The 15412-nt window shown below is 64.2% G+C and carries 13 protein-coding genes and 1 pseudogene; 5 read left to right on the forward strand and 9 right to left on the reverse strand.

All coding sequences use genetic code 11. The annotated features are described in order from the left end of the window. The 4 genes from IVA98_RS23165 (at position 1) to IVA98_RS23180 (ending at position 5177) form a co-directional block, all read left to right on the forward strand. Positions 1-927 carry a branched-chain amino acid ABC transporter permease gene (locus IVA98_RS23165; RefSeq protein WP_247278584.1) on the forward strand — a complete coding sequence of 309 codons (927 nt, stop codon included), beginning with the start codon at positions 1-3 and terminating at the stop codon, positions 925-927. Continuing rightward, a complete protein-coding gene (locus IVA98_RS23170) occupies positions 927-2408 on the forward strand; it encodes an ATP-binding cassette domain-containing protein (RefSeq protein ID WP_247306388.1) in 1482 nt (493 codons plus the stop codon). The genes IVA98_RS23165 and IVA98_RS23170 overlap by 1 nt, the downstream gene beginning before the upstream one ends. Before the next feature lie 40 nt (positions 2409-2448). Next, the gene (locus IVA98_RS23175) at positions 2449-3684 is read left to right on the forward strand and encodes an ABC transporter substrate-binding protein (protein ID WP_247335363.1); all 1236 of its coding nucleotides are present in this window, start codon (positions 2449-2451) and stop codon (positions 3682-3684) included. Positions 3685-3866: 182 nt separating this feature from the next. Further along, complete coding sequence (locus IVA98_RS23180) at positions 3867-5177, forward strand: ABC transporter substrate-binding protein (protein ID WP_247306393.1); 1311 nt, start codon at positions 3867-3869, stop codon at positions 5175-5177. 274 nt (positions 5178-5451) lie between these two features. Here the strand turns inward: IVA98_RS23180 and IVA98_RS23185 are convergent, their stop codons facing one another. From IVA98_RS23185 to IVA98_RS23220, 8 genes and pseudogenes are all read right to left on the reverse strand, one after another. Then, on the reverse strand, positions 5452-6621 hold the full coding sequence (locus IVA98_RS23185; RefSeq protein ID WP_247306397.1) for a Gfo/Idh/MocA family protein: 1170 nt from the start codon (positions 6619-6621) through the stop codon (positions 5452-5454). A gap of 48 nt (positions 6622-6669) precedes the next feature. Then, positions 6670-6983: pseudogene (locus tag IVA98_RS23190) on the reverse strand (septal ring lytic transglycosylase RlpA family protein). 102 nt (positions 6984-7085) lie between these two features. Beyond that, positions 7086-7931, reverse strand: a complete 846-nt coding sequence (locus IVA98_RS23195) for a CmcJ/NvfI family oxidoreductase (protein ID WP_247306401.1) — start codon at positions 7929-7931, stop codon at positions 7086-7088. Positions 7932-8191: 260 nt separating this feature from the next. Beyond that, the gene (locus IVA98_RS23200; protein ID WP_247355607.1) at positions 8192-9292 is read right to left on the reverse strand and encodes an LLM class flavin-dependent oxidoreductase; all 1101 of its coding nucleotides are present in this window, start codon (positions 9290-9292) and stop codon (positions 8192-8194) included. A gap of 27 nt (positions 9293-9319) precedes the next feature. Continuing rightward, the gene (locus IVA98_RS23205; protein ID WP_247355608.1) at positions 9320-10492 is read right to left on the reverse strand and encodes an acyl-CoA dehydrogenase family protein; all 1173 of its coding nucleotides are present in this window, start codon (positions 10490-10492) and stop codon (positions 9320-9322) included. Beyond that, entirely contained in the window at positions 10486-11277 is a 792-nt protein-coding gene (locus IVA98_RS23210) for an ABC transporter ATP-binding protein (RefSeq protein ID WP_247306407.1), read from the reverse strand. The genes IVA98_RS23205 and IVA98_RS23210 overlap by 7 nt, the downstream gene beginning before the upstream one ends. Then, positions 11271-12293, reverse strand: coding sequence for an ABC transporter permease (locus IVA98_RS23215; protein WP_247355609.1), 1023 nt, complete (start codon positions 12291-12293; stop codon positions 11271-11273). The genes IVA98_RS23210 and IVA98_RS23215 overlap by 7 nt, the downstream gene beginning before the upstream one ends. After that, the gene (locus IVA98_RS23220) at positions 12271-13374 is read right to left on the reverse strand and encodes an ABC transporter substrate-binding protein (RefSeq protein WP_247306410.1); all 1104 of its coding nucleotides are present in this window, start codon (positions 13372-13374) and stop codon (positions 12271-12273) included. The genes IVA98_RS23215 and IVA98_RS23220 overlap by 23 nt, the downstream gene beginning before the upstream one ends. Before the next feature lie 475 nt (positions 13375-13849). On the opposite strand from IVA98_RS23220, the gene IVA98_RS23225 reads away from it, so the two are divergent. Continuing rightward, the gene (locus IVA98_RS23225; RefSeq protein WP_247306412.1) at positions 13850-14830 is read left to right on the forward strand and encodes an ABC transporter substrate-binding protein; all 981 of its coding nucleotides are present in this window, start codon (positions 13850-13852) and stop codon (positions 14828-14830) included. A 125-nt stretch (positions 14831-14955) separates the two neighbouring features. On the opposite strand, the gene IVA98_RS23230 is transcribed toward IVA98_RS23225, so the two are convergent. Further along, complete coding sequence (locus IVA98_RS23230) at positions 14956-15396, reverse strand: hypothetical protein (RefSeq protein ID WP_247355610.1); 441 nt, start codon at positions 15394-15396, stop codon at positions 14956-14958. Positions 15397-15412 lie beyond the last annotated feature (16 nt).

Consider the following 15412-nt stretch of genomic DNA (forward strand, 5'->3'; position numbering starts at 1 on the left):
ATGGCCACCTTCTTCACCTCTCGCCTCTTCTTCGTCTCGCTCGCGCTCGTCGTCATCGCGGCAACGCTGCCGCTCTACGTCTCTGGCTATGTGCTGGGCCTGCTCACCGTCGCATTCTATTTCGGTGTGTTCGCGATGGCCTGGGACCTCTTGTTCGGCTTTGCCGGCGAGGTCAATTTCGGGCCGACCTTCCTGATCGGCGTCGGCGCCTACACCGCCGGCATCCTCAATGCCCAGTTCGGCTGGTCGGTTTATCTCTGCATCGTCCTCGGCGCATTCGCCTCCGTCATCGCCGGTCTGGTGCTGGCGTTGCCGGCCCTGCGCGTGCGCGGGCCCTATTTCGGCCTGACCACGCTGGTCGCGGTGTTGATGCTGCAGAATTTCGTGGTGGTGTTCGCCGACCTCACCGGCGGCGAGATCGGGCTGACCATTCCCGACGTCATCTCTATCAACGCCGGCGTGAATTACTGGATCGCGCTCGGTTTCATGACGATCTCGGCCGCAATCCTCTACGGCCTGTCGCAATCGCCGATCGGCCTCGTGCTCCAGGCCAGCGGCCAGGACCCGGTGCAGGCCGGCGCTCTGGGCTTCAACATCGTCAAGCACAAACTCGCCGCCTTCATTGTCAGCGCGTTCTTCTCCGGGCTGTCAGGCGCGCTGCTGGTATTCTACTTCGGCACCGCCTCGGTCGGCACCGTCGTCGACGTCGCGGTCGGCGTCAACGTGATCGTCTCCGCCGTGCTCGGCGGCCGGCGCACCGTGCTGGGCGCTGCGCTGGGCGCGATCTTCCTGATCGTCGCCGGCGAGTTCCTGCGGCCGACCGGTGAGCTCGCGACCTTCATCGTCTCGGCGGTCGCGCTCCTCGTCGTGCTGTTCTTCCCTGGCGGCTTCCTCGGAGCGGCCCTCTCGCGCGAGGCGCGCTCGTGATGGATATGAGGCTTCCAAACAGGGCCGTGCTCGAAGTCCGCGGCCTGACTAAACGCTTCGGCGGGTTGACCGCAGTCAAGAACCTCGGCTTCGAGGTCAATGGCGGCGAGATTTTTGGCCTGATCGGGCCGAACGGCTCGGGCAAGTCGACCGCGATGAAGACCGTGATGGGAATCGAGCGCCCGACATCAGGCGAAGTGGTCTTCGAAGGCGAGAACGTCGCCGGCCTGCCCGCGCATAAGATCGCGCGCAAGGGATTTGGCATGGTGTTCCAGCACTCGCGGCCGCTGAACCGGCAAACGGTGCTGGAGAACATCCTGGTCGCGCTGCTGCCGGACAGTCTGTTCATGCTGTTCCCCGACAAGGCGCTGATCGAGCGCGCCAAATGGATCGCCGAGCGCGTTGGGCTCGGCAATGTGATGAACCGCCGCCCGCCGACCCTGCCGTTTGCCGATCTGCGCCGGCTCGAACTCGCCAAGGCCATCGCACGTGACCCAAAGGTCGTGCTGGTCGACGAGCCCTTCGCTGGGCTGACGCGCGCCGAGGTCGAGATGTTCTCCGACCTGATCCGCAGCTTTCGCGACGAAGGCCGCGCGGTGATGCTGGTCGATCACAACGTCAAGAGCGTCGCCGCCCTCGTCGACCGCGTGCTCGCGATGTATCTCGGCGAGGAGATCGTCACCGGCAAAGCCGACGAGGTCATGAGGAACGAGACCGTGCGCCGGGTCTATCTCGGCGGCGCGATCGAGACCCATGCGCGGCCCGAGACCAGCTTCAAGGATAAGGTGCCGCTGCTCCAGGTCGAGAATGTCAGCGTGTTCTACGGCAAGGCGCAGGCGCTGGAGAACGTCTCGATCCATGTCCACGAGGGCGAGTTCGTCTCGATCGTCGGCCTCAACGGCGCCGGCAAGACCACATTGTTCAACACCATCTCCGGCTTCTTGCCCTACAGCGGCGAGATCGTGCGCGGCGGCGAGAAACTCCGCGGCACGAGACCGGCGAAGATCGCACGCAGCGGCCTCGTGCAATGTCCGGAATCACGCGAGCTGTTCGGCGAGATGAGCGTGCGCGAAAATCTCGATCTCGGCGGCCAGCATCTTTCCGACGAGAAGCGCGCCGCACAGCTCACCTGGCTGTTCGAGCTGTTCCCGATCCTGAAGGAACGCCAGAGCCAGATGGCGCAGACGCTCTCCGGCGGCGAGCAGCAGATGCTCGCGATCGGCCGTGCCCTGATGATGCAGCCGCAGATCCTGATCCTGGACGAGCCGACGCTGGGCCTTGCCCCCGTCATCCTCGAGCAACTCTCCAAGGCGCTGACCAAGCTGCGGCAGACCACATCGATCACGGTGTTGCTTGGCGAGCAGAACGTGACCTTCGCGCTGCCACATGCCGACCGCGTCTATGTGCTGGAGCATGCAAGGATCGTGTGGGAAGGCGATCCCGGCCGCTTCGCGAGCGAGGCCGGAGCCGATTTTCTTTAAGTCTGTCAACATCAACAAAAACATAGAAAGGGAAACGACCATGCGACCATCAGTTCTCGGCAGCAGCCTCCTCGCCTCCGCATTGGCCTTGTGCCTTGCCGCTCCCGCCTACGCGCAGTCGAGCGATCCGATCAAGATCGGCGTCATCGCAGAAGTGCAGTCGATCGCTGGCGCGGCGACGCCAGGCGGTGCGCAGATTGCCGCCGACGAGATCAACGCCAAGGGCGGCGTGCTCGGCCGCAAGATCGAGATCGTGACCTACGACAACAAGAGCTCGTCGGCGGATTCCGTTCGCGCTTTCCAGCGCGCCGTCAGCGAGGACAAGGTCTCCGCCGTCATCGCGAGCTATATCAGCGAGGTCGTGCTGGCGCTCGAGCCCTGGGCGGCGCGGCTGAAGATGCCGCTGATCACGCCAGGCGCGGCCTCGAACGAGATCACCAAGGCGATCCACAATGACTACGAGAAGAACAAGTACACCTTCCACGGCTATCTGACCTCGGCCGCGCAGGCCCAGCTCGTCTGCGACGCCGCCAAGGACCTGCTCGTCGACAAGCTCAAGTTCAAGACCGTGGCGATCATGAGCGAGGACGCCGCCTGGACCAAGCCGCTCGACGTCGGCTACGAGGCCTGCCTGCCGAAGGCCGGTCTGAAGGTCGTCGAGCACGTCCGCTTCTCGCCTGATACCACCGACTTCACGCCGATCTTCAACAACATCGAGAGCAAGAAGCCCGACGTGATCGTCACCGGCATCTCCCATGTCGGCGTGCAGCCGACGGTGCAGTGGAAGAACCAGCAGGTGCCGATCCCGATGTTCGGCATCAGCGCGCAGGCGCTGAGCCCGACCTTCTGGAAGGACACCAATGGCGCGGCCGACGGCATACCGTCGCTGGCGGTTGCGACACCCGACGTCGCCGTCACCCCCAAGACGAAGCCGTTCGCGGCTGCCTTCAAGGCCAAGTTCGGCGCACCGCCGGCCTATACCGGCTACACCGCCTATGACGAGGTCTACTTCATCACGGAAGCCATCAAGCGCGCCGGCTCGACCGATCCCGACAAGATGGTCGCCGAGCTCGAGAAGACCGACTACGAGGGCACGATCGGCCGCATCCAGTTCTACGGCAAGAACGACGAGTTCACCCACGGTATCAAGTCAGGCCCCGGCACTGTCACCGGCCTCGTCTTCCAGTGGCAGGATTCCAAGCAGGTCGTGGTCTGGCCCGAGAAGATCGCGGAAGGCAAGATGAAGTTTCCGAGCTTCGTGAAGCTGTCGCAGTAATCGAGCCGCGCCCATGCAAGCCCATCGCTCCCGCGCGGAGCGGTGGGCTTTTCCTTTGTCTTTCGCAGATGCGTTGTGTCGCGGCCGACGCCTATCGACCTTGGGCGATGTTGACTTTCGCCATCCTGCTCCCAATACTTCGAAAAAAATCAAACACAAGACGGTTTTTGAGGGAGGATAGGATGCCGACTTCACGCAGGCAGCTGCTGAAGACATCGGCGGCTGCCGCCGCCGCACTCAGCCTCGATTGGACACGGGCCCAGGCGCAAGCCGAGAATTTGCGCATCGGCTTGATTTACGACCTCACCGGCCCCTTTGCCGCCGGCGGCTCGGTCGCCTCCTCGGTCGGCGCGCAGATCGCCATCGACCTCGTCAACGAGAAGGGCGGCATCGGCGGCAAGACCAAGATCGTGCCGGTCGCCGCCGACTCCCAGAGCAAGGCGGACGTCGCGATCAATGAGGCCGAGCGGCTGATCAGCCAGGAAAAGATCGACATCATCAACGGCGTCTATTCCAGCGCGCACGCGGTGCCGATGGCGGCGAAGGTGGAGCAGCAGAAGAAGATCCTCTGGATCACGACCGCGGTCTCGACCGCCGTGTTCAAGGACAAGAACCTGCAATACGTGTTTCGCGCCCAGATTCATTCCGACCAGTACGGCCAGGCCTTTGCAAGCTTCATCACCGAGCATGCGAAAGCCAAGCTCGGCATCGATCCGAAGGAGGTCAAGGTCGCGTTAATCCACGAGGACGGCCCCTATGGCGTCGGCGTTGCCTCCGCCGACGAGGCCTATGCCAAGGAGGCCGGCATCCAGGTCGTGCTGCGCGAAGGGTATTCGGCCTCCGCGCCCGATCTTTCGGTGCTGGTGACAAAAATCAAGCGTGCCAAGGCCGACGTGATCTCGCATGCCGGCTACAACCCCGACATCACCCTGTTCCTGCGCCAGGCCCGCGAGAGCGGTTTGCGCTTTAAGATGCTGTTCGGGGCCGGCGCCGGCTACAGCCAGCTCGACAAGCTGCGCGCGACTTTCGGTGCCGACATCGACAATTTCTGCAACATCGATCCGGTGCCGGCGCAGTTGCTCGATCCCGCCAAGCTCGCGCCGGGCATGGGCGACCTGATCAAGACCATGGTTTCGCGCTACCAGGCCAAGACCGGCGCGACCGACGTGCCGCCGCACTGCTCGATGGGTTTCAACCAGACCTGGGTGCTGCTCAACAACGTGCTGCCCGTCGCCAAGGAGAAGTACGGCAGCTTCGACCCCGAAGCCATCCGCAAGGCAGCGCTCGACGTCGACATCCCCGCCGGCGGCACCATCCAGGGCTATGGCGTGAAATTCTTCCGGCCGGGCACGCCGCTCTCCGGCCAGAACGAGCGCTCGACCCCGGTCGTGATGCAGAACGCCGGCGAGCACATCTCGGTGGTGTGGCCGACGAACATCCGCACGCGGGAGCCGGTCTTCCCGCTACCGAAGGGCTCGACCTACGGGGCGTGAGGCGGCTGCGCTCTCGTGCCGCCCTCCCCTGGACGGGCTATCGCATATGAATTTTTGGAGCGGCCTGAGCAAACGCCTCGTCCTTCGAGACGCCCGCTGCGCGGGCTCTCAGGACGAGGCTAATTGGCATAGGGCCCGTTGAAACTGCTGCCGCACACTCCGCCCTCATCCTGAGGAGCCCGCCAAAGCGGGCGTCTCGAAGGATGCGCCGCATGGAAGCCGCTTCCCATATGCGATTGCCCTCCCTCGAGAGGAGAGTAAGAGAGCTATGCCCTTACAACACCACCCTTCTCCCCTCCTCCGCCGCCCAATAGCCCGCGTAGTTCACCTTGATGGTCTCGTACGCCAGCGCGAGGTCCGACAGCGGCTGCCGTCCGGTCGCGGCGCATTCCATGAAGTCCTGGATCTCCTGCAAGTAGCCGCGCGTCCATTCCTCCTCGAGGCAGACATATTGCCAGCCGGTTTTCCGGTCGACCTTTTCGGTGATGTAGACGCTGGCGAGCTTCTCCTCGCTGGTCTGGTAGCTCATTAAATGCGTGTTCGGGGTGATGTTGGCGAACAGTGAGCCGCCACTCGTGTGGGTCTCGATCAGGTTGCGCACACCGCCCATGATCATGTCGCCGGAGAACACCGTCGCCTTGGTGCCGTCGGAGAAAGTCGCCGTCAGCGTGCCCCAATCCTCGACATCGACCGGATTGGCCTTGATATAGGTGCGTTCTTCGGGCCTGAGGCCAGCGGTGACGTTGCCGACGTCGCAAGTAACGCTGGCGACGCGAATGGTCTCGCTGCGCGCTTTCGCCTCGACCTGCTTGAGGTAAAGCACGGCCGAGAGCGGATGACAGCCCATGCGGATCAGCGAGCCGCCGCCGGTCATCGCCCATTGCGCGGCATGTGCAGCGTGTGAGCCGGAATGGCTCTCTTCGCCCTTCATGAACAGGATCTTGTCGCCGGTAGCCCTAATGATCTCCGCGGTTTTGGTCACCGCGGGCGCGTAGATCCAGTCCTCGGCATACATGAACAATTTGCCGCTACGCTCGATCGCGGCCCGCGTCGCGTCCATCTCCCCGAGCACGCGCTCGTACATCAGCGCCTTCGGCACGCGCTTGCCGATCGGCTGTTGGTCGCCGTCGTGGCCGAAATAGCCGGCGAAGGGCTTTTCGCAGATGACGTGCTTGCCCGCCTGCATGGCGGCGACGATCATCTCGGCATGGAGATTGGGCGGGGTGCAGATGTCGATGACATCGAGCTCACGGTCCGCAATCACTTCCGCGAAGCTGCGATAGACCCGCGGGATATGGTGGCGGGTCGCAAACTCGACCACTTGATCGCCGCGCGCGGCCACCGCCGCGACCTCGACGTCGACGCCATAGACGCGCTGGAACGCATACATGTGCAGCTCCGACACGAAGCCGCAGCCGACGAGTCCGACTCTGATTCTGGCCATAGCGCCCCTCACCCTTGCTTTGGGAGGCACTATAGCCCGCTGGCCGGCCTAATCCACCGAGACCCGCACCACGCCGGCGCTCATCATGCCGAGCGCCCGCGCGGCCGGCACTGAAAGATCGACGATGCGGCCGCGGATGAACGGGCCACGATCGTTGACGCGGCACTGGATCGTTCGACCGCTATAGGACACTCTCAGCATGGTGCCGAAAGGACGCGTCCGGTGCGCGCATGTCAGTTCGCCACCTCTGCCAGCCTTGGCGTATCCGTAGTACGAAGCAAGCCCGCTTTCGGCGTGGGCAGCAGAAAAGGCAAAAAGCAAAAGCTGGCAAGAAATACCAATAGCGTCGTCTGCGCTTGCACGGCACCCTCCCGGTTGCCCAGCCCGGCGCTGCAAACGTCGCTTTGTTCCCCAAAGTTCCGGAAACAGTGCCGGGCAATGCCCGGCAGTACCATCACACTTTGTTACTGTTTGTGGAACACCAGGGTGCGCACCTCGATGCTCTCGCGCGGCGCGGCATCTGGCGGCGTGGTCGGATCGACGAAGGCGGTGTGCGGCCCGAACCGCGTGCGGCCATCGGTTGCGGAATCATAGCACTTGAGCAGTAGCGCCTCGTCTGAGGTCATCTCGGGGAAATAGAACCAGCGGTGGTTCGGATTGTACCTTACCGAATAGGTCTCGCCGCGACGGTTGGGATAGATCAAATCGGAAGCGATGAGATCGTCGGGCGCAACCGTCGTGCCGTCAGCCATCGCCAGCGGTGAATCGCGCAAGGGGCCGCGGATCGGCCGCCACAGATTGATCACCTGGACGCGACCCTTCAGCAACTCTTCGGCTTCGTCAGGCAGATGCTCGCGCACGCGGTTGGCGCCGGAGACGGCGGTCTGGTCGACATGCACGCGCGTCGCCGGTTGGCGCGGGCCACCGCCACGGATGTCGGCGGCGCCCTCGATGCGCTTGCGCACGGTGTGGTCGAAGATGAAGACACGATCGGCCTTCAGCGTCGCGCGCAGGAACGCCTCCACGGCGGGATAATAGACGGCCCTGACCTCCTCCTCGTTGTAGAAATCCTTCACGCGGGTCGGATGACGCACCAGCGCGAAGCCTTCGCGATCGAGCGAGAAATTCTGCGCAATCAGCCGCGCATCAAAGATCGGGACCTGATGCGGCTCTGCAAGCGCCGTGCTCTTCGGCTCGCCCGGCGGCGGATCGAAGGCGTAGGTACGCGGCTTGCCTAAGACCGGCGCGAGATAATTGAATTCGGCAGTGACAAAGGGAAGCGATTCGATTTTTGTTTCTTGTAGGCCCATGGCCGGTCTCCCGATGTGGTCGTCTAAAGCATCTCGGCGGGAAGTGGCGTAGCGCAAGGGAGCGGGCGCAAATAGCAATGGGGATGTTGTCGGGGACGCGAAATGCAGAAGGAACGTTTCGAGAGCGGCTTTCGCGTAGAAGGGCGCATTCTCATCTCACGGACGCTTGAGCAATGCGTGAGATCTCGTGCCTCGGACGCGGCCGTGTCCGGAACAAGAGTGTATCCTACTCTAGCAGCGCACCGGACACGTGAGACGGATCATTCCGCGGCCGCGCCGCGGACAGCCTGATGCTTCGCAATCAGTTCACGCGTCAGCGGGATCAGCTCGCGGCCATATTCGATGGCATCAATCAGCGGATCGAAGCCGCGTATCAGGAAATGGCTGATACCGAGGTCGTAATAGTCGCCAAAGGCTTCCGCGACCTGCTCGGGCGTACCGACCAGCGCGGTGGTGTTGCTGTTGGCGCCGGTGAGCTTCGCGATCTCGGTCCAGAGCCGCTTGTCGATGCGGCTGCCCTGGTCGGCGAGCGCGAGCAGGCGCCGCGCGCCGGCCGTGGCGTGGCCGTCGGCGGGCTTGCGGTAGCCGGTCTTGTCCTGAAGCGCGGTCGCGCGCGCCAGAATGTTCTCCGCCTTCTCCCAGGCCTGCTTCTCCGTCGGCGCGATGATCGGCCGCACTGACAGGCTGAAACGCGGGGTCGGCCGCCCGTGCCGGACCGCCGCGTTGTGGACGCGAGAAGTGACGTCGCGTACCTGCGCATAGGATTCACCCCACAGCGCGAATGTGTCGGCGTGCTTGCCGGCAACGTCGATCGCCGCATCGGAAGCACCGCCGAAATAGACGCGGATGCCTTCCGGGCGATACGGCTTAACTTGCGAAAAGGCGTTCTCGACCTGGTAGTACTTGCCCCCGTAGGTGAACGGCCTGTCGCTGGTCCATTCCAGCTTGAGGACGTCGAGGAATTCGGAAGTGCGAGCGTAGCGCTCGTCCTTGTCGTCGAGCGTGTTGCCGTCCTGCCGGAGCTCGCTGGCATTGCCCCCGGTGATGACGTGGATCGCGACGCGGCCGCGCGAGAATTGGTCGAGCGCCGCGAACTGCCGCGCCAGCAGCGTCGGGGCGGTGAAGCCGGGCCGCTGCGCGATCAAGACGTTCAGGCGATCGGTGATGCCGAGGACGTGCTGCGCGACCTGGAGCGCATCGGGCGAGGTCGAATGAAACGCCAGCAGCGCACGATCGAAGCCGGCATTCTCATGCGCTTTCGCCACCGTCTCGATGTGGGTCGGATTGAGCACCGGCCCTTCGCGGACGATGGTCTCGGACGAATGGTTGTTGCTGATGAAGCCGATGAATTCGATCGACATGACCGTCTCCCTGATTTTTTCTGAAAGCTAGAGGCCCAATGCGGCGCGGCCGAGACCGCTGCGCGTGGAATCGTCCTGCGGTGTGTGCACGCGCCCGCACAGCACGTCGCGATAGTGGCGCTCCAGCGGATTGGTGCAACTGAGGCCGTGATTGCCGGAGAGCGACAGCGCATCCTCGACCGCCGCGACGGCATTGTTGGTGACGGTGAGCTTGATGACGTTGGACTCGCTCGCCGAGAGCTGGACGCCATCATCGAAATCACGCGCAAATGATTCGATCAGCCGTGCATTGACCGCGAGCCGCGCCTCGATGGCACCGACAATCTCCTGCGCCCGCGGCAAGCTCGCCAGCGGCGCGCCGAGGCCGGCGGGAACGCGCTGCTTCAGGAACGTGATCAGCCAGTCGCGCGCGGCGCGGGCGACGCCGTCATAGATCGCGGCAACGAATACCGTATGGATGGTCGCCTGCGTCACGTCGGGCGTGCGCCAATCCGCCGGCTTGCGGACATCGACCTCGGCGTCGAGCGGGATCATGACGTCATCGAAGATGACGTCATGGCTGCCGCTGGCACGAAGGCCGTGGTGGTCCCAGGTCTCGACGATGCGCGTGCCCGGCAGGCCCGCCGGCACCAGGAATTGCCCGACCCGCGGCTCCGCCTCGTCGGTCCGGGCCCAGACCAGGTACCATTTCAGGATCGGCGATCCCGTCGCATAGATCTTGTGACCGGACAGGCGCCAACCGGTTTCGGTGCGCCGCGCGATCGTCGCCGGCAGACCGCCGCGCGCGGGCGAGCCGAGCTCCGGCTCGACGCGCAGCGCGTTGATCAGCGCCAGGCCCTCGACGCTTTCGCGCGCAAGGTTGCGTGACAGCCGCGCCGGCCAGGTCGGGCTCCGCGACATGACGAGATGATTGATGTAATGCATTGACAGCACCAGCGCCGTCGACGGATCGGCCTTGCCGATGATGCCGATCACGCGCGCGGCGTATCGTGCGCCGGCGCCGGCCCCACCATGAGCCGCAGGAACCGTGAGCGACAACAGGCCCGCTTCGGAGAGCTCGCGAAAATTCTGGAAAGGGAAGCTGCCATTGCGGTCATGCTCGGCCGCGCGTGCGGCAAAACCTGCTGCCAGGTCTTCAGCACGCGCGATGTAATCGGGCTGGGTGGGGGCTGTGCGCCCTTTGGCTGCGGGAGTCACCATGTCGCATCCAACCCCAGCAGACCGAGAATCTGGCGGCGCAGATCGGCCAGATAGGGATCGCCGCGGTGGCGCGGATAGCGCCGGTCGACACGGATGTCGGCCTTGACCCGTGCCGGGCGGTCACTGAAGACGATGACGCGGTTGGCGAGCACCAAGGCTTCCTCCGCATCGTGCGTCACCAGCAGCGTGGTAAAGCCCTTGCGCTGCCACAGCGAGACAAGCTCGGCCTGCATGGTGATGCGGGTCAGAGAGTCGAGTTTTCCCAATGGCTCGTCGAGAACCAAGATCTTGGGATCGTTGACTAGCGCTCGCGCCAACGCGACGCGCTGCGCCATGCCGCCGGAGAGCTGGTGCGGATAAGCGTTGCGGAAAGACGACAGCCCGACGAGGTCGAGAGCATCGTCGACGCGGTGGCGCTGGCTCTTCAAAATGCCCTGGGCCTCGAGGCCCAGGGCGACGTTGTCCCAGACCGACCGCCAGGGAAACAGGGTCGGATCCTGGAACACGACCACGCGTGAGGGATGTGGACTGATGATGCGGCTCTCGTCCTCGCGCAGCGTTCCGGACCTCGGCTTATCGAGGCCGGCGACGAGCCGCAGCAAGGTCGACTTGCCGCAACCGGAGGGACCGAGCAGCGCGACAAACTCGCCGGGCTCGACGGAGATACTGACGTCGCTGAGGACGGGCAGCTCGGCGCCGTCGATGTCGAAGGCATGGCTGACCTGCTCGATATCGAGCGCGGCGCCGGCAGCCGGACGCGCGATCGCTTGAGCCAGAGCTACCATTTTACAGTCCCCTTCTGCCAGACCAGCAGGCGGTCGCGGATCGAAAACAGCAGCGTGATCGCGCCAGAGCAGAGCAGCGACATCACGATCAGTGCCGCATACATGTTGGCATAGGCGGCCCAGCCCTGCGCCCATTGCAGGTACCAGCCGAGCCCCGCCTTCACACCGATCATCTCGGCAACGACGAGCACCGCGAAGGACGAGCCGAGCCCCATGAAGAGCCCGACGAACACGTGCGGCAGTGCCGCCGGAATCGCGACCTTCAGCACCAGGAAGGACGGCCTGGCCCCAAAGGTCCGCGCGACGTCGTAATAGGCGTTGCTGACGCTGGCGACGCCGGACCAGGTCAAGACGGTGACCGGAAAGCCGGTCGCCAGCGCGATCAGGAAGGTCGAGGCGCTCCAGCTCGACGGGAACGTGAAGAAGGCAATCGGCAGCCACGCGGTCGCCGGCAACGGACCGATGAAGCGCAGCACCGGATGCACCCAATAACCGACTGCGCGCGACCAGCCGATCGAGACGCCGGTCAGAAAGCCGATCGTGGCGCCGACCAGATAACCGCCGAGCTGGAGTTTTACGGAGGCAAAGACACTGTCGAGCAGCTTTGGCAGATCATCGGTATAGACCTCGACGATCGATTGCGGCGGCGGAAAGAACGGCAGCGGCAGCCAAGCGAATTTTGCCGTCGCGACCTCCCACAAGGTCAGGAACGCGCCGAGCGCCACCAGCCAGGGCGCGCGCTTGCGCAAGCCGCGGCCTGCCGAGCCGAGATAATCGGCACCCACCGTTCCGAACAGGGCGACCGCAGCGACGATGAAGGCTGCAATGCCGATCGAATGCGTGCGCGACCAGTCGCCGACATCCTGCCACCACAGGCAGGACAGGCCAAAGCCGATCCAGGCGATGCTTGCGAGCACGCCGACGCCGGTCTCCCGGACCCAATTCGCAAGCAGTGGCGCGCGAGAGAGGCGTGGCGCGCCGGAGGCGAGGCCGTCAGACAGCGAATACGTCGACATAGATGCGCTCCGCGAATTTGGCCGTGTCGGTGCTCGGCTTGAAGACCTGCACGCTCTTCAGATCATCGGCGTAGGCCTTGAGCTCGCGCTTGAGCACGTCACCGACCGGATGATGGTGGTGGGTGTGGTAGCGCACCATGCCCTCGATGTCGGCGAGCGTGGCCGCCTTCGGTGCGTAGGGCCGCAACGATTGTGCGGCAATCGTCGCATGCTGCGCGGTAAACATCGCAGCATCGAGCAGCGCTTGCGTGATGGCCCGGGCGATCTGCGGCTCCTCGCGCACCAGGCTGCCGCGCAAGCCGAGAATGCAGCAGCTCTTTTCGCGATACTCGCCATCGAGATTGGAAGCGACTTCCTTGTACTGTGTATCCTTGAGCCAGAGATAGGCGAGCGGATCGGAGGACAGGAAGGCCTGCACCTCGCCCTTCTCCACGGCGACGTTGAGCAAATTGCCGGGATAGGCGCGCCAATCGACGTCTTTGATCGGATCGATGCCGAGCTTGGCGAGCTGGATCGAGAAGAAATTCTTGTCGGGGCCGGCGAGGTCGCCGACCGCGACGATCTTGCCCTTGAGATCGGCGAGCTTCGCGACGCCGGAATCGCTGCGCGACAGCACCCGCATGCAGCCGCCGTGGGTGCCGGCGGCGATCTTGACGTCAAACCCCTGCTCCAGCGGCTTCAGCCAGCGCAGCGCCATGCCGAGGCCGGCGTCGCTCTTTCCGGTCGCGATCGCCTCGAGCAACTGATCGGTCGAGCCGGAATAGTTGACGAGCTCGACGTCGAGATTGTGCTTCTGGAAGAAGCCGTGCTCGATGGCGACCGGCACGGGCGCGAGGCAGACCGCGCCGGCATTCCACGACAGTTTCAGCTTGCGCGGAGCGCCAGTGAGCGCAGGTGCATTCGATGCCGTCTGGCACAATGGAAATTCCGAGAAGTCGACGCCGGGCGCGAACCCGCGCGGCGCAAACGCGTGTGCCGCACCAAGGGCGCCGAACGGCGCAGCGAAGGCTGCCGCAAGCCCCGCCTGGAGCAGATGGCGCCGGTCCAGCCTCGATCCACCGCGCTTGTCGTCGTTGCTCATCGGTCCCACTCCTGCGCTGGCACGGCTCCGCTACATGCGCAACGGCTCGCGTTGCGCATGTTCCGTACGGAGCTGCGTTTGAGAGAAAATCTTTTCGCCGGCGCTTCACGCGCCGCGTTGATGCGATGCGCAAATGATGCGGCGCAGTCGCCGCATCGTCAATGAAATGGAATTTCGAATGTTTGGCGAAGCGAAGTCATTCTCTCCATCGCCACCCTCGCGAACGATGAAAGGATTTTCACCGCTGCATCGTTTGGCAGAGCGCCGGGCTTCCCGCTCCCTGCTTCTTTCCTACGCAATTTCGGCCGCGCACACCGCACTTTCTCGAAAGCATCACTTTGCTAAAACGTCCTTGCCTGCCGCCTCTGCAATACGGATAGCCATTTCATTGACTGCGCAGCGCGCGGTCATAGACTTCATCATCTTGCTGCATCGCTCGCTCACGCGTCGTGAGCAAACCAACAAGACAGGCCACATGCGCATCAACTCCCATCATCATCCCATCACCCGCCGTCTCGCGGCATCGCTGCTTGCCGCCGCCCTCACCTTGTCGACAGCCGCCGCATCGTTCGCGGCCGACACCGTCGTGCTGCGCGTCGGCGACCAGAAAGGCGGCAACCGGTCGCTGCTCGAAATCTCCGGTTACACGAAAGACCTGCCCTACAGAATCGAGTGGTCGGAGTTCCCCGCGGCCGCGCCGATCCTGGAAGCGCTCAACGCCGGTGCGCTCGACGTTGGCTATACCGGCGATCTCTCGTTCCTGTCGGTCTATGCGGCCGGCGCGCCGATCAAAGCGATCGGCGGGACGAGGTCAGACCCGAAGACGCAGGCCATCCTGGTGCGCCAGGATTCGCCGATCAAGTCGGCCGCCGACCTCAGGGGCAAACGGCTCGCCGGCACGCGCGGCGGCTGGGGCCAGTTTCTGATCGGCGCGACGCTGGAGAAGGCGCAGATCAAGCTGGAGGATGCGACCTTCGCGCCGCTCGGACCGGTCGACGCCAAGATCGCGCTGCTCGCCGGCTCGATCGATGCATGGGCGGTGTGGGAACCCTACGTCTCGTTCGCGACGCTGAAGGACAAAGCCCGCGTGATCGCCGACGGAGAAGGCCTGACGCCAACCATCACCTTCATCGTCGCTTCCGACAACGCCATCGCCATCAAGCGCGCGGCGGTGCAGGATCTTGTGCAGCGGCTGAACAAGGCGCGGCTATGGTCGCTTGATCACCTTTCCGACTATGCCAAGAACACGGCCGAGCTAACCAAGCTGCCGGAAGACGTGCTGCTCTCGGCCTACACCGCGCAGCGCACCAGCCCGATCGTGATCGACGAGAACGTCGTGAAGGAGGTGCAGGAAGCCTCCGATCGCTCGACGCGCTATGGCATCCTGCCGAAAAAGCTCGACGTCGGCAAAGCCGTCGACCGCAGCTTCACGGCTGCGGCCGCAGGATCGAACTAATTGGACCCGGCGGGATGCGCAGGCTTCGCCTCGAGGCCGGCCCGCTGCATCTCGCCGCGATCGTGCTCATGCAATTGGCCAGCATGAGCATGATCGTGTGGCTCGCGCTCTAGCCGCGCAAAACGTTACCAATATCCACGATAGTAAGGCCGGTGAAAGACCCGATACGGCCGGTAGTAGCCGTAACGATAGCCGTAGTACGGACGATACGTCCGATAGTATCGCGGATAAGCGTAGGCGGGCCCATAGCCGTAATAAGCCGGGGCATAACCATAGCCGTACCCCGGGTAGCCATAGCCGCCGTAGTACGGGCCGCCATAGTAGCCATAGGCGTAAGGCGCGGTGCTGGCGGCGATGGCGCCGCCGATGATCGCACCGGCCGCGAGGCCGCCGAGACCCCATCCCCAGCCGCCGCCGCGCCAATGCACCTGCGTGACATCATCGCCGACGGCAGCCTTCATGGTCGCGACGTTGGTCGGCATCGGACCCGCCGCGGCCTGCTCGATTTGGCCGGCCATGACCACGCCGGCCAGCGAACAGGCAATTGCCGTTTTCCAGATCCTCATCGTCTTACTCCCTGTC

It is taken from the genome of Bradyrhizobium sp. 160, from assembly GCF_023073735.1.
Classification (GTDB): Bacteria; Pseudomonadota; Alphaproteobacteria; order Rhizobiales; family Xanthobacteraceae; genus Bradyrhizobium.

Coding starts and splice junctions, on each gene's coding strand:
- IVA98_RS23165 (WP_247278584.1), top strand. CDS start 1: ATGGCCACCTTCTTCACCTCTCGCCTCTTCTTCGTCTCGCTCGCGCTC.
- IVA98_RS23170 (WP_247306388.1), top strand. CDS start 927: ATGGATATGAGGCTTCCAAACAGGGCCGTGCTCGAAGTCCGCGGCCTG.
- IVA98_RS23175 (WP_247335363.1), top strand. CDS start 2,449: ATGCGACCATCAGTTCTCGGCAGCAGCCTCCTCGCCTCCGCATTGGCC.
- IVA98_RS23180 (WP_247306393.1), top strand. CDS start 3,867: ATGCCGACTTCACGCAGGCAGCTGCTGAAGACATCGGCGGCTGCCGCC.
- IVA98_RS23185 (WP_247306397.1), bottom strand. CDS start 6,621: ATGGCCAGAATCAGAGTCGGACTCGTCGGCTGCGGCTTCGTGTCGGAG.
- IVA98_RS23195 (WP_247306401.1), bottom strand. CDS start 7,931: ATGGGCCTACAAGAAACAAAAATCGAATCGCTTCCCTTTGTCACTGCC.
- IVA98_RS23200 (WP_247355607.1), bottom strand. CDS start 9,292: ATGTCGATCGAATTCATCGGCTTCATCAGCAACAACCATTCGTCCGAG.
- IVA98_RS23205 (WP_247355608.1), bottom strand. CDS start 10,492: ATGGTGACTCCCGCAGCCAAAGGGCGCACAGCCCCCACCCAGCCCGAT.
- IVA98_RS23210 (WP_247306407.1), bottom strand. CDS start 11,277: ATGGTAGCTCTGGCTCAAGCGATCGCGCGTCCGGCTGCCGGCGCCGCG.
- IVA98_RS23215 (WP_247355609.1), bottom strand. CDS start 12,293: ATGTCGACGTATTCGCTGTCTGACGGCCTCGCCTCCGGCGCGCCACGC.
- IVA98_RS23220 (WP_247306410.1), bottom strand. CDS start 13,374: ATGAGCAACGACGACAAGCGCGGTGGATCGAGGCTGGACCGGCGCCAT.
- IVA98_RS23225 (WP_247306412.1), top strand. CDS start 13,850: ATGCGCATCAACTCCCATCATCATCCCATCACCCGCCGTCTCGCGGCA.
- IVA98_RS23230 (WP_247355610.1), bottom strand. CDS start 15,396: ATGAGGATCTGGAAAACGGCAATTGCCTGTTCGCTGGCCGGCGTGGTC.